The 16917-nt window shown below is 72.2% G+C and carries 22 protein-coding genes, 1 pseudogene and 1 CRISPR repeat array; of the genes and pseudogenes, 5 read left to right on the top strand and 18 right to left on the bottom strand.

Translation table 11 applies throughout. The features are described 5' to 3' along the window. On the top strand, window positions 1–842 hold an 842-nt coding region (locus D8M29_RS03025; RefSeq protein ID WP_127435103.1), incomplete at its 5' end, for an IS481 family transposase. A 9-nt stretch (window positions 843–851) separates the two neighbouring features. On the opposite strand, the pseudogene D8M29_RS03030 reads toward D8M29_RS03025, so the two are convergent. The 3 genes and pseudogenes from D8M29_RS03030 to D8M29_RS13500 all read right to left on the bottom strand — a co-directional run bounded on the left by D8M29_RS03030 (window position 852) and on the right by D8M29_RS13500 (window position 2369). After that, window positions 852–1749, bottom strand: a pseudogene (locus D8M29_RS03030) (IS5 family transposase). A gap of 30 nt (window positions 1750–1779) precedes the next feature. Continuing rightward, window positions 1780–2040 (bottom strand): hypothetical protein, encoded by a 261-nt coding sequence (locus D8M29_RS03035; protein ID WP_127435104.1) that lies wholly within the window; start codon window positions 2038–2040, stop codon window positions 1780–1782. A gap of 152 nt (window positions 2041–2192) precedes the next feature. Further along, a complete protein-coding gene (locus D8M29_RS13500; protein ID WP_153239426.1) occupies window positions 2193–2369 on the bottom strand; it encodes a hypothetical protein in 177 nt (58 codons plus the stop codon). Window positions 2370–2678: 309 nt separating this feature from the next. On the opposite strand from D8M29_RS13500, the gene D8M29_RS03040 reads away from it, so the two are divergent. The 4 genes from D8M29_RS03040 to D8M29_RS03055 all read left to right on the top strand — a co-directional run bounded on the left by D8M29_RS03040 (window position 2679) and on the right by D8M29_RS03055 (window position 5909). Beyond that, a complete protein-coding gene (locus D8M29_RS03040; RefSeq protein ID WP_031943823.1) occupies window positions 2679–2978 on the top strand; it encodes a hypothetical protein in 300 nt (99 codons plus the stop codon). Between the two features lie 3 nt (window positions 2979–2981). Further along, a complete protein-coding gene (locus D8M29_RS03045; protein WP_119218018.1) occupies window positions 2982–3431 on the top strand; it encodes a helix-turn-helix transcriptional regulator in 450 nt (149 codons plus the stop codon). Between the two features lie 101 nt (window positions 3432–3532). Continuing rightward, on the top strand, window positions 3533–4165 hold the full coding sequence (locus D8M29_RS03050) for an HNH endonuclease family protein (RefSeq protein ID WP_238692754.1): 633 nt from the start codon (window positions 3533–3535) through the stop codon (window positions 4163–4165). Between the two features lie 82 nt (window positions 4166–4247). After that, window positions 4248–5909, top strand: coding sequence for an RNA-guided endonuclease TnpB family protein (locus D8M29_RS03055; RefSeq protein ID WP_161972203.1), 1662 nt, complete (start codon window positions 4248–4250; stop codon window positions 5907–5909). A gap of 1 nt (window position 5910) precedes the next feature. After that, window positions 5911–6245: a CRISPR direct-repeat array (repeat unit 29 nt; unit sequence GGAAGCCCCGCGCACGCAGGGATGAGCCC). 149 nt (window positions 6246–6394) lie between these two features. On the opposite strand, the gene D8M29_RS03060 is transcribed toward D8M29_RS03055, so the two are convergent. From D8M29_RS03060 to D8M29_RS03130, 15 genes are all read right to left on the bottom strand, one after another. Continuing rightward, window positions 6395–6946 (bottom strand): hypothetical protein, encoded by a 552-nt coding sequence (locus tag D8M29_RS03060; protein WP_127435106.1) that lies wholly within the window; start codon window positions 6944–6946, stop codon window positions 6395–6397. A gap of 28 nt (window positions 6947–6974) precedes the next feature. Continuing rightward, entirely contained in the window at window positions 6975–7244 is a 270-nt protein-coding gene (locus D8M29_RS03065) for a hypothetical protein (RefSeq protein ID WP_119218020.1), read from the bottom strand. A 79-nt stretch (window positions 7245–7323) separates the two neighbouring features. Continuing rightward, complete coding sequence (locus tag D8M29_RS03070) at window positions 7324–7593, bottom strand: hypothetical protein (protein ID WP_119218021.1); 270 nt, start codon at window positions 7591–7593, stop codon at window positions 7324–7326. A gap of 160 nt (window positions 7594–7753) precedes the next feature. Continuing rightward, entirely contained in the window at window positions 7754–8083 is a 330-nt protein-coding gene (locus D8M29_RS03075; protein WP_127435107.1) for a DUF3846 domain-containing protein, read from the bottom strand. A gap of 393 nt (window positions 8084–8476) precedes the next feature. After that, the gene (locus D8M29_RS03080; RefSeq protein WP_119218023.1) at window positions 8477–9142 is read right to left on the bottom strand and encodes a hypothetical protein; all 666 of its coding nucleotides are present in this window, start codon (window positions 9140–9142) and stop codon (window positions 8477–8479) included. Window positions 9143–9392: 250 nt separating this feature from the next. Further along, the gene (locus tag D8M29_RS03085; protein WP_127435108.1) at window positions 9393–10043 is read right to left on the bottom strand and encodes a hypothetical protein; all 651 of its coding nucleotides are present in this window, start codon (window positions 10041–10043) and stop codon (window positions 9393–9395) included. 152 nt (window positions 10044–10195) lie between these two features. Then, entirely contained in the window at window positions 10196–10426 is a 231-nt protein-coding gene (locus D8M29_RS03090) for a hypothetical protein (RefSeq protein WP_087113807.1), read from the bottom strand. 191 nt (window positions 10427–10617) lie between these two features. After that, window positions 10618–10908, bottom strand: a complete 291-nt coding sequence (locus D8M29_RS03095) for a hypothetical protein (RefSeq protein WP_087113805.1) — start codon at window positions 10906–10908, stop codon at window positions 10618–10620. 112 nt (window positions 10909–11020) lie between these two features. Continuing rightward, complete coding sequence (locus D8M29_RS03100) at window positions 11021–11734, bottom strand: hypothetical protein (RefSeq protein WP_087113804.1); 714 nt, start codon at window positions 11732–11734, stop codon at window positions 11021–11023. A gap of 464 nt (window positions 11735–12198) precedes the next feature. Further along, window positions 12199–12897 carry a hypothetical protein gene (locus D8M29_RS03105; protein WP_087114598.1) on the bottom strand — a complete coding sequence of 233 codons (699 nt, stop codon included), beginning with the start codon at window positions 12895–12897 and terminating at the stop codon, window positions 12199–12201. 268 nt (window positions 12898–13165) lie between these two features. Further along, complete coding sequence (locus tag D8M29_RS03110; protein ID WP_087114597.1) at window positions 13166–13612, bottom strand: hypothetical protein; 447 nt, start codon at window positions 13610–13612, stop codon at window positions 13166–13168. 256 nt (window positions 13613–13868) lie between these two features. Continuing rightward, on the bottom strand, window positions 13869–14549 hold the full coding sequence (locus tag D8M29_RS03115; RefSeq protein WP_087114596.1) for a hypothetical protein: 681 nt from the start codon (window positions 14547–14549) through the stop codon (window positions 13869–13871). 296 nt (window positions 14550–14845) lie between these two features. Next, the gene (locus D8M29_RS03120; RefSeq protein ID WP_087114595.1) at window positions 14846–15103 is read right to left on the bottom strand and encodes a hypothetical protein; all 258 of its coding nucleotides are present in this window, start codon (window positions 15101–15103) and stop codon (window positions 14846–14848) included. Between the two features lie 209 nt (window positions 15104–15312). After that, a complete protein-coding gene (locus tag D8M29_RS03125) occupies window positions 15313–16290 on the bottom strand; it encodes a DUF4192 family protein (RefSeq protein ID WP_087114594.1) in 978 nt (325 codons plus the stop codon). A gap of 154 nt (window positions 16291–16444) precedes the next feature. Beyond that, entirely contained in the window at window positions 16445–16756 is a 312-nt protein-coding gene (locus D8M29_RS03130; RefSeq protein WP_087114593.1) for a hypothetical protein, read from the bottom strand. Window positions 16757–16917 lie beyond the last annotated feature (161 nt).

Raw genomic sequence — 16917 nt, forward strand, 5'->3', positions numbered from 1 at the left:
TGCTCGACCGGCCCAGCCGTCCGCGCCGTTCACCTGCCCAGCTCGACCCCGAGGTGGTGGCCCAGATCCAGACCCTGCGTCGCAGGGAGAAGTGGTCAGCCCGCCGCATCCATCACCACCTCGTCTCTGAAGGCCACCAGCTGTGCCTGCGCACTGTGGGCAGGTGGCTGCACCGACTGGGCATCTCCCGGTTGCCAGACCTCGCGCCCACGGGTGAGGACCTGCGCCAACGACCCCAGAAGATCACCGCCCGCGGCCCGGGGCACATGGTGCACCTGGACGTGAAGAAGATCGGGAAGATCCCTGACGGGGGCGGCTGGCGTGCTCACGGACGTGAAAGTGAAGCAGGCCGTGCTTCCAAGCGTGGTGCCGGCCGGCGGGTCGGGTACACCTACCTGCACTCGGCGATCGACGGGTACACCCGCCTGGCGTACACCGAGGCGTTGGAGGATGAGAAGGCGGTGACCACGATCGGGTTCTTCTGCCGGGCCCGCGCGTTCTTCGCCGCCCACGGCATCACCGTGGACCGGGTGGTCACGGACAACGGGAACAACTACCGGGCCGTGGACTTCACCGCCAAGGTGGTCTCGCTCGGGGGCCGGCATCACCGGATCCGACCCTACACCCCGCGCCATAACGGGAAGGTCGAGCGGTACAACCGGCTGATGGTCGATGAGGTCCTCTACGCCCGCCCGTATACCTCAGAGCAAGCTCGGCGTGAGGCGCTGGCCGTGTGGGTGAACCACTACAACTACCATCGGCCTCATACCTCCTGCGGGGACGCCCCTCCGGCCTCGTTGGCACCGGCCCGAGTCAACAACGTCATGCCCTCCTACAACTAGGGCGTGTTGCTAAAGGATAGTAGTCAGCCAATGCAGTGTCGCGGCGAGGCAGAGCCCGGCGTGATAGTTCCGGGCGTACTTGTCCGAGCGCATCGCGATCCCTCGCCACTGCTTGAGCCGGTTGAAGCACCGCTCTACGACGTTGCGTCCCCGGTAGCGCTGGCGCTGGTCTTCACCGAAGTCGATCGGTCTTCCTGGGCGGCGGCGCCGGTGCGTGATCTGATCGGCCCGCTCGGGGATCGTGGCCGCGATGCCATGCCGGCGCAGCCAGGCCCGGTTCGCCTTCGAGGGGTAGCCCTTGTCTGCAATCAGGCGGTCAGGCCGTATCCGGGGCCGCCCACGGGCCCCGGCAACGCTGATCTGCTCCAGCGTGGTGGCCAGCATCGAGGTGTCCGCCACCTGCCCGCCGGTCACCACGAACGCCAGCACCCTGCCCTTGCCATCACAGACCAGATGATTCTTCGTCGTCAGACCGCCACGGGAGCGTCCGATGGCATGGTCAGCCGGCTCGTCCCCGGATTTCTTGTAGTTCATCCAGGCCCCCTGTGGGGCGGGGCAGGGTCGCCCCGTGCTGGTGGACGCGCACGATCGTGGAATCGATCGAAGCCACCCAATCCAGCTCGCCAGCCTGCTGTGCCATCGACTGAGTACGCTCGAGCACCTGCTCCCACACGCCTTGGGCGGCCCACCGGTTGAAGTTCTTGTAGATCGTGTTCCAGTTCCCGAACCGCTCGGGCAGATCCCGCCACGGCGCCCCCGTGCGGAAGCGCCACGCGGTGGCCTCGACCACCGCGCGCCGATCCACCGGGGGCCGACCGGTGGACTTCGGGGCAGGGAACAGCGGGCCGATCACGGCCCAGACCTCGTCCGAGATGACATCACGCGACATGACCCCAGACTCGCGCATCCACGTCCCCGAATCCTTTAGCAACACGCCCTAGGGCGCGGTCAGCACGGCGCCTGCGTGCGCGGGCACCAGCCCGTGGGCGGCGGCGTACTGGAAGCGCAGCATCTGGGCCAGGTGGGCCTGGGCTTGCATGAACGCGAGGACCTGAGCGGCGTCGGGCCGGTAGGCGGTGCCGTCGGCGGTCTGGGCGCGCACCATCTCGGGACGGTCGTGGGCGACCCAGCGGGCCACCTCGGAATCTGTGGACGGCAGGGACGTGGTCATCCGCCCTTGCCAGGACACCTGGATCATCAGGGACACCTCCACCCTTACGTTGATCTGACGTCAACATACTAGGTGGGCTGGCAGGTGGAGGGCAACAAGCTCTGGGCGCGCGAAAGCGCCCCGCGAGGTTCCTGCGACTGTCAGATCAACGGGAAAGCGGGGCGCTTCTGGGGTCGAGTCTAGGCGATCGGCGCCACAGGCGGGAAGGCGTCCGGGGTGTCGATGAACCGCTGTAGCACCTGGCAGCAGTGCCACCAATGGCAGGCTGCGGTGCTCGCATGTGCGCGCTCGCTGTCGGTCACCACCTCGCTGGCCTCGGCCAGGGCGGCCTCCAGGTGCTCGACCTCGATACTCATGGCTCCTCCGATCCGCGGGTGTCCTTCACCGTGGATAAGGCCGTCGCGCGGCCGTGATGTCCCTTCTGGGCGCCAGGCAGAGCGAAGCCCTCCCGGCGCGGAGGGGGGATGGCCAGGAGGGCTTCTAAGTCGCAGGCCCTACGGGATGGGCTCACGTTCGACCTGTGCAAACCGTAGCAGGGGCAGTGGTGACGGGGGGAAGGTTGTGGATAAGGGTTGCGGGGGTATGGAATGACGCGTATGGTTTGACGTGTATCGCTAGACCTACGTGAGGTGATTCTGTCGCCTCCAGATTGAGAGAGCACCCCCATGACCACCTTCTACTACTCCGTCAACGAGATGGCTCGGCAAGCCGGCTTCACCTCGCCCTCCACCTGGACCCGCATCAAGAACGACCTGCGCGCCCCCGACGCCGTCATGGTCAGCAAGATCCAGGGCGCCGGCTGGACCCTGGACAGCTGGGAGGACGCCGCCAACAACGAGCTGCACACCCGTCGCGAGCCCCTGATGAAGGCCATCACTCGCCTGCGCCTCGAGGAGGAGGCCCTGCGTCAGGAGTACGGCGTGACCGACCAGGACGAGCCGGCCGACCAGAAGGCGGAGGGCTGAGCCATGAACGCTATCGAGCTGAAGTGCCGCCGAGAGGCCCTCGGTCTGTCCCGCGACGCCCTCGCCGACACCCTGGGTGTCGCGGAGAAGAGCATCACCCGCTGGGAGTTCGGCAAGAACCCGCCGCGGGACTGGTCCTGGATCGACTCGGCCATGACCCGCCTGGAGGACTACCGCGAGCGCCTCGTGGAGGAGCTGATCGCCGAGACCTTGCGCGTGCATGAGCAGGCCGGTGCCGCGCTGATGTTGACCTACGCTTCCCGCGGTTCCTTCTACAGGTGGTTGCCGGAGATGGAGGAGCCGGACATGGGTGATGGCATCGAGGTGATTCCCGTGGAGCTGCACCGGGCGGCTACCGCCGAGGCCGCGCGCCGGCTGCGGGTGAGCCATGGGCTGCACGCCGTGATCGAGGCTGTGCCCACTCCGCAGGAGGGTGAGGGGGCGGGCTCGTGAGCGTGCGTCGATGGGTCTCGAGCGTCGTCGCCGTGGTGGCCGCTCTGGGTGTGGTTGGCGCCGTCGGGGGTGGACATGTGCAGGGGGTCCAGGTGCCAGAGGTGAAGCTTCCCAAGGTGGCGTTGCCCAGCGGAGTGGAGCTGCCCTCACTCGGCGACACGTCCCCGACGCCGGCGGCCGGCCCGGTCGGGGGCCAGCTCGAGCAGCTGGCCCTGACCTCCGCGGCACCGGCCAGCGCCTACACGCGAGACGCATTCGGCCAGCGCTGGGCGGACGTGGACCGCAACGGCTGTGACACCCGCAACGACGTGCTGCGGCGCGACCTGACACAGGTGCAGATCAAGCCCGGCACGCAGGGGTGCAAGGTGCTCTCCGGCCAGCTCGTGGACCCCTACAGCGGCGCTACGATCCCCTTCTCCTCCCAGGACTCCCAGGCCGTGCATATCGACCACACGGTCTCCCTTGCCGATGCCTGGGCCTCCGGGGCGTGGGCGTGGGACGAGTCCCAGCGCACGGCGTTCGCCAACGACCCGGCGAATCTGCTGGCCGTGGATGGGCCGGCGAACACCTCGAAGTCGGATGCGACCGCGGCGGACTGGCTGCCGGACACCGTTGCGGGCCGATGTGAGCTCGTGGAGCACCAGGTGGTGGTGAAGGCCAAGTGGGGGCTGAGCGTCACCGAGCGCGAGCGCGCGGCGATGCGCAGGGTGTTGGCCTCCTGCCCGTCTGGGTGAGCGAGGCCGTAACGTGTCCGGGGGGTGGGTGACCATGCCACTGAACGGATGGACGATGCTGGCGCAGGAGGAGGTGCGAGCGATGACGACTACCACGGGTACCGACCTGGTCCCGAGGCTGCGCGCGTTCAAGCACCGCCTGGACCCCAACCCCGCCCAGGCCACCCTGCTGGCCCAGTACGCCGGCGCCGCGCGCGTCGCCTACAACATGCTCACCGCCCACAACCGGGCCGCCCTGGCCGCCAGTGCCGCCCGTCGCACCGAGCTGGCCGAGACCGGGCTGGCCGGCCCCGAGCTGGCCGCACGCATGAAGGCCGAGCGCGCCGCCGACCCCACCCTCCGCGTGGCCAGCTACCAGTCGTACTCCACGACCCACCTGACCCCGCTGATCCGCCGCCACCGCGAGGCCGCCGCCGCGATCGCCGCAGGCGCCGACCCGGCCGAAGCATGGACCGACGAGCGATACGCCGAGCCCTGGATGCACACCGTGCCCCGCCGCGTCCTGGTCTCCGGCCTCCAGAACGCCGCGAAGGCCACCGAGAACTGGATGGCCTCCGCCTCCGGCACGCGCGCCGGCGCGCGCGTCGGCCTGCCGCGGTTCAAGAAGAAGGGCCGGTCCCGGGACAGCTTCACCATCCCCGCCCCCGAGGTCATCGGCGCCGCGGGCACCCCCTACAAGCGCGGCGAGCCCCGCCGCGGGGTGATCACCGACCACCGGCACCTGCGCCTGGCCTCCCTGGGGACCATCCGCACCTACGACAAGACCAGCCGCCTGGTCCGCGCCTGCCGCCGCGGCGCCCAGATCCGGTCCATGACCATCTCCCAGGCCGGCGGACGGTGGTACGCCTCGATCCTCGTTGCCGACCCCACCCCCATCCGGACCGGGCCCAACCGTCGCCAGCGCGCCAACGACGCCGTCGGCGTGGACCTGGGCGTCAAGCACCTGGCCGCCCTCTCCACCGGCGAGGTCATCGACAACGGCCGTCCCGGTGCCCGCCAGGCCGCCCGCCTGACCCGCCTCCAGCGTGCCTACGCCCGCACCCAGCCCGGCTCGAACCGCCGCGAGCGCGTGCGCCGGCAGATCGCGGCACTCCATCACGGGATCGCCCTACGTCGGGCGGGGCTGCTGCATCAGGTGTCCACGAGACTGGCGATGGACTTCGCGGTGGTCGCCCTGGAGGACCTGAACGTGGCGGGGATGACCCGTTCGGCTCGCGGGACGCTCGAGGCGCCGGGTAGGAACGTGGCCGCCAAGTCCGGGTTGAACCGGGCGATCCTGGATGCCGGGCTGGGGATGCTGCGCCGGCAGCTGGACTACAAGACCTCCTGGGCAGGGTCCCAGGTGAAGATGATCGACCGATTCGCGCCCTCCTCGAAGGCGTGCTCGCGCTGCGGGACAGTCAAATCCACGCTGTCCCTGGCCGAGCGGACCTTCGAGTGCGAGGCCTGCCACCTGGTGATCGACCGCGACGTGAACGCCGCGATCAACATCCGGGCGTGGGCTGTGCAGGAGGAGCGTGGAGCAGGGGTCGGGCTCGCCCGAGGCCGTCGGGAGAGTCGAAACGGACGTGGAGCTGCTGTCTCGGGCCCGCCATCTGGCGGGGCCGCGGGGCAGGGGCGTGGAAGCGTCAAGCCCGCACCCCAGGGTGTGGGCATGTCCAGCCGGGCAACTGGCTGGTCATCCCAACCCCCCTCAACCGAAGGGGAAAGCGCAGAGCGCGGAGCATCCGCCCTAGCCAGGTAGTGGAAGCCCCGCGCACGCAGGGATGAGCCCAGGGGAACAGGGGAACAAACACTCGCTCACCGGGGAAGCCCCGCGCACGCAGGGATGAGCCCTACGTCAGCCAGATCATGCAGCTCGCCCAAGCGGAAGCCCCACGCACGCAGGGATGAGCCCTTGCACCCCTCCCCCGTTAGAGGGTGGAACAGGGAAGCCCCGCGCACGCAGGGATGAGCCCACGAACGTGTTGCGCTCGCCCTCGTGGACCTGGGCGACCCCGTGCACGCAGGGATGAGCCCCAGATGGCGGCCTTGAATCGGATCGAATACCGGGAAGCTCCGCCCGCGCAGGGATGAGCCAGACTCCCAGGGGCATTCACGGCTCCTGGGTTGAGCTGTCGTAGGGATCTGGGCTGGTCCCCGGTTCTTCCTAGACGCCAGCCAGTGCTCGTGACAGCTGCGGGTGTCGTGGAGGTGCTGCGGGGACGTGTCGCGGTGTCCGCGGGATGCTCAGCTGGTGGGCTCGGGGACGGTGGCCTCGCACTGGACCATGGGCATGCCCTTGGGGTCGCCGGTCTGGGCGTCCAGGGGGGCGGTGGTGCCGTCGGCGATGATCTCGCAGTGCAGGTCGCCGGCGGCGGGCAGCTGCGGGACGTTGGCGATCACCTGGATCTTTTCACCGGGCTTGGCCTGGGTGCGCAGGGTCAGGGGGGTGGTGCCGGCGGGCTCGGCGGGGATGGTCTCGTTGGTGTGGGTGTCCGCGCCGGTGCCGCCCACGAAGAGGTTCACGCCGCCGCGGGCTGCCGTGGTGGTGGTGCCGTCGCGGGGGATCCACTGGATGCGGATCTGCACGTCCACGGGCTTGGCGGGGGCCGAGCTGGAGGGACGTGTCGTGGGGGTGGCCGAGCTGGCGGCCGCAGTGGGTGCCGTGGTGCTGCTCGCGGCTGCCGTAGGGGCCGCGCTCGCGCTCGTCGACGGGGCAGGAACAGGTGTGGCGGTGCACCCCTGGAGGGCGAGGCCGGCCAGGGCCAGGGGGAGCAGGATCAGGGGGCGGGTGCGCATCAGGGGGTCTCCTTCGGTGCGGGGCGGATCAGGCGTCCAGGATGGTGATGGTGGCCCCGGGCTCCAAGCGCTCGAGGTCGGCCGCGGTGAGGACCGCGAGGTTGTGCTCCAGGCTCGCCTCGCGGACGTCGCCGGTGTCGGGGAGGCGGCAGGCGCGGTGCAGGGACTGCTCCAGCGCGGTGATCGCGGACGGGTCGGCGTGGCGGCCGTGGCGGATCAGGCCGCCGACGGTGCCCTCGAAGGACTCTTCGGAGCCGTGGGGGGTGATCGGGATGCGGGAGCGGGCGTTCAGGGGCATGGGGTCTCCTGGGGGCGTGGAGGTCGTGATGGTCATCCTGCCCGCCCTCCCGCCGGTGTGGCGGGAGGGCGGGGGAGGATCAGCGGATCACCAGGACGGGGCCGGTGATGATCTCGCGGGCGTCGAAGCCGGCGTCGTGGATCATCTCGGTGGCCGTGGAGTTGAACGGGCGGGAGGAACTGTGGCGGGCGTCGGCCCAGAGCGACCAGTCGCCGTCCATGCCGTCGTAGTCGCCGGGGTTGTAGATCTCAGCGGTGGCGCCCAGCAGGCGGTCGACGTCAGCGGGGATGGTGTGGAGCTCGACGTCGGCGGTGGTGCCGTCGGGGTGGATCATCGTGGCCTTGGTCATCGGAGTCCCTTTCGTCGGGGGTGCGGGGGTCCGGATAACCCCTGCTGATGTGTATAACCATACACGCGCAAGAGGGACGGAGCAACAGGGGCGTGGGATTCGTGGGTGGCCCCGGTGCGGCCGGGGCGGGCGGGCCGCGGGGCCCGCCCGCCCGTGGGGCTCAGTCGTCGAGGCCGAGCCGCTCGCGCAGAGCCTTGGTGGGGGGCAGGTAGGTCTCCCCGTCGTCGGCCAGGTCGCCGGTGATCAGCACCGGGCCGACGATGACGTCGTCCGGGGCGAGGATGGTCAGCTCGTGGACGATCCGGTGACCCTTGGAGTTGACCGGCAGGCCGGCGATCTTGCCCTCCTCGTTGAGCCAGATGGTGTGGTCGCCATCGTCGGAGGACAGGGCCTCCACGTAGCCGCCGACGTGCTGCTGGAAGTCCTTCAGGCCGTTGACCTGCTCCTCGGTGACGTCGCCGGTGGGGGTGATCAGGATTGCGTTGGCCATGATGGCTGTCCCTTCTATGGGGTGCGGGGATCCGGGTGATCCCTGCTGGTGTGTCTAACCATACACATATGCGGGCGGATTTGCAACACCCTGCATCGCATCAGCCGCCGGCTGTGCGACGGATGCAGCCGGCCCTGCATCTCCGCGACACGTCCCCGGGGTGCCGCGAGCGCGGGGCCAGGGTGGGCCCCGCGCTCGCGGGTGGGGGGTCAGCCCAGGGCGGTACCGAGCTCGTGGTGGGCGACCCTGTCCAGGGCCGCGACCAGCTCGGGGTGCAGCTGGGTGAGGACCTCCACGGCGCGGCGGCCGCGCGGCTCCTCACGCAGTGCCTGCTACTGCTGGGCCGCCGTGTAGGCGTGGTCGCCGCGGCGCACGCTCGCGGGCCGGTAGGGGTCAGCGGGCGGGGTTCAGGATGGACTCGGGCAGATGGAAGGGTGGCTGGTGGGTGCTGACGGCCTCGGCGGGGTCCTGGCGCATCATGCCGTGGGCCCAGCCGCTGAGGTCCCATCCGAGGTAGCCGGGGCGGCCGCCGGCGAGCAGGCGCAGGGGACCGAGGCGGCGGTGACGGTGGGCGGTGCGGGTCAGCTCGGCGAGGACTCCGGCGGGGACGTGGGTGTCCAGGCATCGGCAGGCGATCAGCGCGTCCGGGTCGATCAGAGCGGAGTCCACCACGGGCGGGCGGACGGTGGCGGCGATGTTGGGCAGGCGCAGGGTCGAGTCGGCCAGGTGGAGGTAGACCAGCTCGTCGTCGGCCTCCACGGCCACCGGGTGCAGGGTGCGCTCGGGCAGGGCGCGCAGGGTCTTGATGAGGTGGTGGGCCTGGTCGGCGCGCAGCATGGCCCCGGACTCGAGGGGGCCGGTGCTGGCGTCGAGGGCGCGGGCGCCGGCGCGGGAGGTGTGGGTGCCATCGGAGCCGGTCAGCTCCAGGCACTGCTGGCGGGCGCGCAGGATCACCGCGGGCGTCGGGGTGCCGGGGGTGTGGGTGGCGGGCAGGCGGGTGGGCCAGGCGGCCAGGTCCAGGGCTCGGTACAGGTGGTCGGCGGTGGTGATGATGCCCATGGGGCTCCTCCTTGGAAGGGGTGCTGGGGGCCTCATGCCCCCTGCGACGTGTCCAACCATACACATGCAACGGCGGCCGCACAACATCATCCGCGAGCGCGGATCGGCGCGCCCCTGGTGGTGACGCGGAGCGGGCGGGGACGTGTCGCGGTCCCCGGTAGCCGGCGGCAGCTCGAAGCAGCCGGCAGCTCGTCTCCGCGACACGTCCCCCCGTCCCCGCCGGCGCGCGGCCGGCGGGGACGGGTGCCGGTCAGCCACGCGGGCTCACGTGGGCGGCGTGCGTGCGGCCCAGCGCCCAGTCGCCCAGGTGCCAGGCCAGCAGATCGTCGCGCTCGCGGACGGCCCAGGCGTCGAGGCTGTCCTCGGGGCCCATGGCCGGCCCGCCCGTGAGCAGGTCCAGGCACAGGCCGGCGTGGAGCCCCCACAGGGGGCCGGGGACGGCGCCGCCCGGGGTGCTCGGGGGCACCGGGCCGGCCATGTCGCGCGGACGAACGGCGAGCGTGTCCACCGGGGAAAGCGTGTCGGCCTTGTTGCTGGCGGAGGCGAAGATGACCCAGAGGTCGCGCACCAGGTAGACGCCGACGGCGTCGGCGCGCAGCTCCACGGTCTCGTAGGTGTCGTCGAGTTCGGCCAGGCGGGCCAGCAGGGTCTGGGTGCCGTGGAGCGAGAGCACTGCGAGCAGGGCCTCGTCGCCGGTGTCCGTGCGCGGGGCCGGGTCGGCGTAGGCGCGGGAGAAGCTCTCCCCTGCCGCGGAGTAGATCCGCAGGGAGCCGTCGGGCTGGAGGGCCAGGCCCACGCCGCCGGCGTCGGGGTCCGTGTCTGTGGCGGCCGCGCGGGCAGCCTGGGAGCCGGCGTAGAGCGCGCGGGCGAGGGTGGCGGGGCGGTAGAGCAGCTGGGACATCGGGGGCCTCCTTGGCCTCGGGGTGCGGGGGGCCTCGTGCCCTCTGCGATGTGTCTAACCATACACGTCCGGATGGGTGGGTGCAACACTGAAGCACAGCAGGTCTCCGCGACACGTCCCCCCAGGATCCCGGCCCGCGAGCGCGGGCCGGCTCAGAGGCCCAGGACTTCCAGCAGGGCGGCAGCGTCGGCGCGCGGGTCGCGCGCGGTCGTGGTGGTCTCCTCGTGGACGTCGTCGCCGCCGACCAGGGTCTGGTGCAGCTCGAAGCCGGCAGCGGTGGCGGTGACCGTGGCCCGACGGTGGAGCATGCAGAAGGCCTGGTGGATGGCCCACTCGGGCAGGCGCAGGGCCAGCGCGCGCAAGTGCTCGGCAGCCCGGATCATGTCCGCGCCCGGGGTCGCCGGGTCCAGATCCGCCGGCAGGCCGAAGGTGATCTCCCGCAGGCCCGGGTGCAGCTCGAGGATCTCCAGGTAGGCGTCATCGGCGGCGTCGCGGGCCTCGTCCGGGCCGGCGTCCTCAGCCTTCTCGTCCTCCAGTCGGGCGGGCCGCCAGGTGGCGGCCCGTCCGGGGTGTGTCAGGCGATGTAGACGTCGCCCTCGATGTAGCGCAGGCGCTCGCGGCCGTCGGGGCTGGTGAGGGTGTAGGCGTAGTGGGCCTCGTACTCGCTCACGGTCCATCCGGCATCGGCCAGCGCGCCGGAGAGGGTGTGGTCGGCGTTGGCGCCGGAGTAGAACGCGTCGCCGACAGAGCCGGGACCGTGGGGGTCGTACTGGTGCAGGACGTCGATAACGCCCTGGGCGGTGGTGGGCTCGTGCAGGCGCAGCATGGCCTCGGTGATGCGGATCTGGTCCCAGTAGTCGTCCATGGCGGTCTCCTTGGTCGGGGTGCCGGGGGCCTCGTGCCACCTGCGATGTGTATAACCATACACATCAAGTAAGGCGGATGCAACACCATCCGTGAGCGGCGTGCGTGTGGGGTCAGAGGGAATGGGTGGCGGCGTCATGGGCCGCGTGGAGAGCCTGCGCGCGCCCCACCTCCTGGGCTGCGCAGGCCGCGCGGGCGGCCGCGGCCTCCTGAGCCGCGCGCCGCTCCAGCAGCGCACGGGCGACGTCCTCGGCAGTGCCTTGCTGCCCGGCGTGCCACAGCACGCGCAGGGCCGGGACGCCGTCGACGTCGGGCAGGCTCGCCAGAGCGGAGTCGATCCGCTCGGGGGAGAGCGGGTCCTCCGGGCGCTCGCGGCCTTGGGCGACGGCGAGCTGGAGCGTCTGGCGGTAGTGATGCTCCCGCTCCAGGGTCTGGCCCCAGAGCACGGGCGGGGCCTCCACGGCGAGCCCGGACTCCTCCAGCCTCGTGCGGGCCCGTCCCGCCCGCGCCCGGTCCTGCGCTCGCAGGATGGAAGGGGCCAGCAACAGACCAGCTGCGGCCGTGAGCACCGCCCCAAAGACCTGGCTGATCGCCAGGCCGGCGGAGTCAGGGTGAGGTGTGGCGGACGCGGCGGTGGGGGGCGGGACCAGCACCACCCAGGCCAACGCCGCCACGAGCGGCACCACCAGGGCCAGAAGGTCGTGCCAGAGCGGTCTGGTCGGCGGGGCGGCCGCATGGACAGCGTCCAGCAGATCCTGGCCCTCGGGGGTCGCGGGGATGAGCCAAGTTCCGGCGGCGGTGTGGTGGGCGGTGATGGGGGTGGGCATGAGGACTCCATCTCGGTAGGGGCGCCGGGGTCAGCGCCCGGGGGCATCTACCGGGGATAAGGCCGCGATCGGCCCCGCATGTCCCCCCGCACGGCAGAGAAGCCGGCGGGGACGGGGGCGCGGTCAGGGCGGGGACGTGTCGTGGTCCTCGAGTGCCGGCAGCAGCTCGATGCAGCCGGCAGCTCATCTCCGCGACACGTCCCCGCCCCGCCCTGGCCCGACCGCGAGCGCGGGGCGCGCGGCCGGGCCGGGGGTGCGGTGGGGATCAGGGCAGGTGCGGTCCCCCCGCACGGGAGGGAAGCCGGCGGGGACGGGGGCTGTGTCAGGGGGGGGACGTGTCGTGGTCCCGTAGCGCAGGCAGCAGCGGGTTGCAGCCCGCAGGTCATGTCCGCGACACGTCCCCGCGCCGCCCTGGCCCGACCGCGTGCGCGGGGCGCGCGGCCGGGCCGGGGGTGCGGTGGGGATCAGGGCAGGTAGAGGACGGCGGCGTCGTGCCGGGCGGCGAGTCCGGCGTGCTCGTCGGCCAGGTCGCGCGGGCGGGTGCGGTGGCGCGGGGGCGTGTAGAGCCGCCCGTGGGCCCAGTCGCCGATGCTCCAGTCCGTCAGGGCCGGCTGGCCGGGGACGGTGTAGAGGCGGGGGCTGGAGGCCAGGTGGGCGCTTGCGCCCAGCAGGGACGCGAGGGTGCCCGCGTGCGTGGGGGCCGGAGAGGGGATCAGCTGGTCCGCCTGCGGCAGGGGGAACGGGCCCGAGGGGGCGCTGGCCCCCTCGGGGGTGGCGGTGCGGTAGACGCGATGGCGGTAGGCGTGGCCGGGGCGGTCCGGGTTGTGCACCTTCAGGAACAGGCAGGGGGCATGCATGGCCAGGTGTGCCGGGTAGGTCCCGGGCAGGCTGTCCAGCTCGTGGCTGAGGAGCAGGGCGTCCGGGAAGGACAGGGCCACCGGGGCCAGGCCCTGTCCGTGGGTGACCGGCTCGCAGGGAGCGTAGGCGCGCGCCCACTCCCGGGGCCGGCAGACGGTGAGGCGGTAGCCGGCATCGGTCAGCTCGAACCAGACGCGCCCGTGCGTGCGGGCGTGGTCGCTGGCCCAGCCCAGCGTCGCCAGGGCCGCGTGGAGGGCCTGGCGCAGGGATCGGATCGTGGTGGTGGGATTGTTGATGATGCTCACGGGAGCCTCCTTGGAAGGGGTGCCGGGGGCCTCATGCCCCCCGCGACGTGTCCAACCATACACATACACCGACGCGCGCACAACCCCATCCGCGAGCGCGGGCCGGAGCGCCATCGGTCGTGTCACAGGAAGGGCGGGGACGTGTCGCGGTGCCCGGCAGCCGGCGGCAGCTCGATGCTGCCGGCAGCTCATCTCCACGACACGTCCCCCGGCGGCCGCGAGCTCGGGGGTCTCCCGCGCTCGCGGCCGCCGGGGGCTGGCGAGGTGGTCAGCGGCTCAGGCGCAGGCGGTCCACGTCATGGCAGGCCTCCACGGCGGCGCGGTCGTCGGCGGCCCTCCTGGCCAGGGTGGCGTGCTCGGGGTGGGCGGTGTTCGCGCGGGCCAGGGCCTCGGAGTCGGTGGCGATGCGCTCCAGCAGGTCCCGCCGCTGGCAGCTCAGCCGGATGGCCTCCTCCAGGGCCGGGACCAGGTCGGGGTGCGGCTCGTCGCGGCGGGCCAGGCGCTTGTAGCGGGCGCGCGCGGCGGCGGCGGGGGCCGCGAGGGCGTGGGCCTGGCGGCGCTGGTCCTTCAGAGTGGCCACAGCCTGGCGGCGCCGGGCGCGGTCGTCGCAGTCCTCGCCCCGCGGGTCGGGCTGGCACATCACGTCGCCGCACTCCGGGCAGGGATCGAAGGCGGAGGGCAGGGAGTCGAGGTTGAGAAGGTGGTGCTCAGGCATCGGAGGTGCCTCCTTGGTCGGGGTGCCGGGGGCCTCACGCCCCCCGCTATGTGTCCAACCATACACATACCACGGCGCGCGCACAACATCATCCGCGAGCGCAGGTCCACGCGCCCGTGGTCGTGACGCGGAGGGGGCGGGGACGTGCCGCGATCCAGGGGAGCCGGCAGCAGCTCGATGCAGCCGGCAGCTCAGCTTCACGACACATCCCCGGGATGCCGCGAGCGCGGGGTCTCCCGCGCTCGCGGCCTGCCGGTCAGGCGGTGGGCAGGGCGGCCAGGCTGTCGCGGTCGGCCAGGGCGGCGGCATCGCGGGCGGCCGGCGTGTAGCCGTCCAGGGGGGCGACGTAGGCGCGTCCGTGTGCCCAGGTGCCGATGCTCCAGCCGATCAGGTCCAGTGCGCCGGGCACGCCGTGGATCCGCTGGCGCAGGTAGCGGGTGCCGTGGAGGCGGCCGCCGCCGCTCAGCACGTCCATCAGCAGCCCGGGCAGGCCCAGGGTCGCGGGCAGGGCGGGCAGTTCGACGTCGGGGCCGGGGGCCTGGGGGATGGCGGGAGTGGGCACGCCGGGGGCGGCGAGGTTGGCGAACGTCCAGCGCTCGCGGCCGTCGACGACGTCGACGTGGACGCGGTCGGCGGTTGCGGTGACGTTGACGGGGGTCTCGGGCAGGGGGAGCGCGTCCAGGTGGCGCATCAGCTGGGAGACGTCCAGGGCGCACAGCGCCACCGGCGGCAGGCCCGCGAGCGCGGCGGGGGCCGGGCGGTCGGAGTCGGCGTAGGCGCAGGCGTAGGCGTCCTCGTGGGTGCTGATCACGCGCAGGGCGTTCTCCGGGAGCACCTCCAGGTGGACGGGGCCGCGGTGGGGGGAGACGCGGGCGGCGAGGGAGCCGGTGCTCAGGGCTGCGCGCAGGGAGCCGGCGGAATAGATGTGCTTGGACATGGGGGCCTCCTTGGCCGTCGGGGTGCCGGGGGCCTCATGCCCCCCGCGACGTGTCCAACCATACACAGTCAATGGCACGCGCACAACATCATCCGCGAGCGCGGGCCGGCGCGCCATCGGTCGTGTCGCAGGAAGGGCGGGGACGTGTCGCGGTCCTCGGGAGCCGGCAGCAGCTCGATGCAGCCGGCAGCTCATCTCCGCGACACGTCCCCACGCGGCAGCGAGCGCGGGACCCGCCCGCGCTTGCGGCCAGGGGCGACGACGGGGGCGGCGCGTGCGCGCCGCCCCCGTCGTGCTCAGTCGCCGTACACCTCGGCGGCGGGCATGCAGTAGGCCCAGCCGTCCCCGTACCACTGGTCGGAGATGGTGTAGGCCTGGCGGCCGCGCATGTCCTGGTAGCTGACGGTGTAGGTGCGGTGCTCGGGATCGACGGCGGTCACGACGCCGTCGTTGGAGCTGGAGCAGTTGCCCAGGTAGGTGCGGTGGTAGATGACCACCTCCTGGCCGATGTGCACGTTCTGGGAGGTGCAGATGGTGGTCTGGTCGGTGTCCATGTCGGGCCTCCTGGCCGCTCGGGGTGCAGGGGGCCTCATGCCCCCCGCGACGTGTATAACCATACACAAGCGCGGCCGAGCGGTCAACAGCGATTTGGGCAGCGCCCGCCCACGCGTGGGCCGGGCTACGCTGGCGGGCGTGCACCGTCGGGGCACCGTCTCCACGGACGACGGGGGGCCAGCGTTACGCGCTGGCCCCCCGGTCACGCTCAGCGGCCCTCAGTGGCCCTCGTGTGCTTGCCCCAGGCCCACGCCGGGTCGGTGGCCACGACGGCCACGGGCGTGGCCCGCGTCATCCGGCGCACGGCGCGCACGTGCGGGTGGTGCGGGGCGCATCGCTCGGCGAGGTTCAGGCGGTCATCGGCCACCGCTCCCGCGCCGCGGATCCAGGCCACGTAGGCCAGCACCGCCAGCGCCCCGGCGCAGGCGTGGCCCGGGCCGAGGGCCACGGCGGCGTTGAGCACCGTCTCGGCCTCCACGCTCGCCTTCCAGCGCAGACCGTGCGGGAACGCGCCCCGGGTGAAGTCCACCGCCTCCAGCCGGTTCGGGGCCGTGCAGGCCACCAGCGCCGCGATCAGGTACTCCGGGTCACGGTGGTTCAGGGTGGCCAGCACGACGGCGGCGGCCCCGGCGTCGTTCTGATCCTTCAGTAGGCGGTTGATGCCCTCGATCAGCGCCGGAGCGTCCGCGTGCATGTCCGTCAGCGTGGCCGCGTGAGCCGCCACGGCCTCCGTCAGGGCGTCCGACTCGCTCGGGGTGGCGGTGGGGTACTCGGCCCGCGCACCGTCGAGCAGGGCCAGGTGCAGGCCCAGCGTGGAGGTGCCCGGAGCGTAGGCCACGGCCTCGCCCGTGCCCAGGTTGGTGCACATGCGCCCGTCCACGTGGATCAGCCCCTCCACGCTCAGACCGTGGCCGGTCAGGATGGACTCCAGCTCGAGCCAGCGCAGGGCGCGGTCCTCCGGGCCGTAGCCGATCAGGAAGACGCGCGTGCAGTCGGCGCGGCGCATGCTGGCGGCGATCACTCCGGCCATGGTGGCGGGGGCGGCGACATCGTCAAGGCGCATCACCGGCCCCAGCCGCGAGCCCTTCAGGCCGATGGCCACCACGGAATCCGCGGGGGTGGACGGCAGGGCGGCGGCGGCGTAGTCGGTCAGATCGAGCGGGGTGCGGGCGGTCAGAGCATCCATCGTGTCCTCCTAGAGGGGTGCGGGGGGCCTGGTGCCTCCTGCTGAGTCAAACCATACACAAGGAAAGCCGGGAATGCAACGTTGAGCATGGCGGAGATATGGCGAACGTATGGCATGGCCCTGCCCCGCCGCGAGGCGGGGCAGGGAGTCGGAATCAGCGAGGATCGGAGGCCGGAGCGCGCCAGGCCGAGCGCGCGGCACGTGTTGTGCCGAGCACCAGGCGCGCGGTGACACGCGCGGCGGTGGTGAGCATCAGGGCGAGCACCAGCGCACACCACAGGGCGAAGGCGATCAGGGCCGGCGTGGACAGCGCGGGCACGTACACCGGCGCCAGCCCCCCGAACGCGGCGACGAAGATCAGGACGGAGCCGACGCACAAGGCGTGCCGGGCGACGAGAGCGCAGCGGTCGAGTCGGGCCGTCAGGGTGGCGCGGGTGGTGGGGCGACGGGTGCGAGCACGTTTCACGGTGTCCTCCTTGAGGGGTGCAGGGGGCCGGGTGCCTCCCGCTGAGTCAAACCATACACGCGTTGTGGTGTGGGCGCAATCAGTTGTGTGGTGTTGTTTGTGGTGGTGTGCTGGTGGTGTTATGGCATGGGCGGGGGTGGGGCTGCGCGGCCCGCCCGGCC

The sequence above is a fragment of the Micrococcus sp. HSID17227 genome (genome assembly GCF_003989405.1).
Classification (GTDB): domain Bacteria; phylum Actinomycetota; class Actinomycetes; order Actinomycetales; family Micrococcaceae; genus Micrococcus; species Micrococcus luteus.

Bases quoted from the DNA above. Each gene is read 5' to 3' on its own strand.
- D8M29_RS03065 (WP_119218020.1), bottom strand. From the start codon at position 7,244: ATGCCCCTGAACGCCCGCTCCCGCATCCCGATCACCCCCCACGGCTCC.
- D8M29_RS03120 (WP_087114595.1), bottom strand. From the start codon at position 15,103: ATGGACACCGACCAGACCACCATCTGCACCTCCCAGAACGTGCACATC.
- D8M29_RS03110 (WP_087114597.1), bottom strand. From the start codon at position 13,612: ATGCCTGAGCACCACCTTCTCAACCTCGACTCCCTGCCCTCCGCCTTC.
- D8M29_RS03085 (WP_127435108.1), bottom strand. From the start codon at position 10,043: ATGTCCCAGCTGCTCTACCGCCCCGCCACCCTCGCCCGCGCGCTCTAC.
- D8M29_RS03125 (WP_087114594.1), bottom strand. From the start codon at position 16,290: ATGGATGCTCTGACCGCCCGCACCCCGCTCGATCTGACCGACTACGCC.
- D8M29_RS03045 (WP_119218018.1), top strand. From the start codon at position 2,982: ATGAACGCTATCGAGCTGAAGTGCCGCCGAGAGGCCCTCGGTCTGTCC.
- D8M29_RS03035 (WP_127435104.1), bottom strand. From the start codon at position 2,040: ATGATCCAGGTGTCCTGGCAAGGGCGGATGACCACGTCCCTGCCGTCC.
- D8M29_RS03055 (WP_161972203.1), top strand. From the start codon at position 4,248: ATGACGACTACCACGGGTACCGACCTGGTCCCGAGGCTGCGCGCGTTC.
- D8M29_RS03040 (WP_031943823.1), top strand. From the start codon at position 2,679: ATGACCACCTTCTACTACTCCGTCAACGAGATGGCTCGGCAAGCCGGC.
- D8M29_RS03080 (WP_119218023.1), bottom strand. From the start codon at position 9,142: ATGGGCATCATCACCACCGCCGACCACCTGTACCGAGCCCTGGACCTG.
- D8M29_RS03100 (WP_087113804.1), bottom strand. From the start codon at position 11,734: ATGCCCACCCCCATCACCGCCCACCACACCGCCGCCGGAACTTGGCTC.
- D8M29_RS13500 (WP_153239426.1), bottom strand. From the start codon at position 2,369: ATGAGTATCGAGGTCGAGCACCTGGAGGCCGCCCTGGCCGAGGCCAGC.
- D8M29_RS03060 (WP_127435106.1), bottom strand. From the start codon at position 6,946: ATGCGCACCCGCCCCCTGATCCTGCTCCCCCTGGCCCTGGCCGGCCTC.
- D8M29_RS03090 (WP_087113807.1), bottom strand. From the start codon at position 10,426: ATGATCCGGGCTGCCGAGCACTTGCGCGCGCTGGCCCTGCGCCTGCCC.
- D8M29_RS03095 (WP_087113805.1), bottom strand. From the start codon at position 10,908: ATGGACGACTACTGGGACCAGATCCGCATCACCGAGGCCATGCTGCGC.
- D8M29_RS03075 (WP_127435107.1), bottom strand. From the start codon at position 8,083: ATGGCCAACGCAATCCTGATCACCCCCACCGGCGACGTCACCGAGGAG.
- D8M29_RS03070 (WP_119218021.1), bottom strand. From the start codon at position 7,593: ATGACCAAGGCCACGATGATCCACCCCGACGGCACCACCGCCGACGTC.
- D8M29_RS03115 (WP_087114596.1), bottom strand. From the start codon at position 14,549: ATGTCCAAGCACATCTATTCCGCCGGCTCCCTGCGCGCAGCCCTGAGC.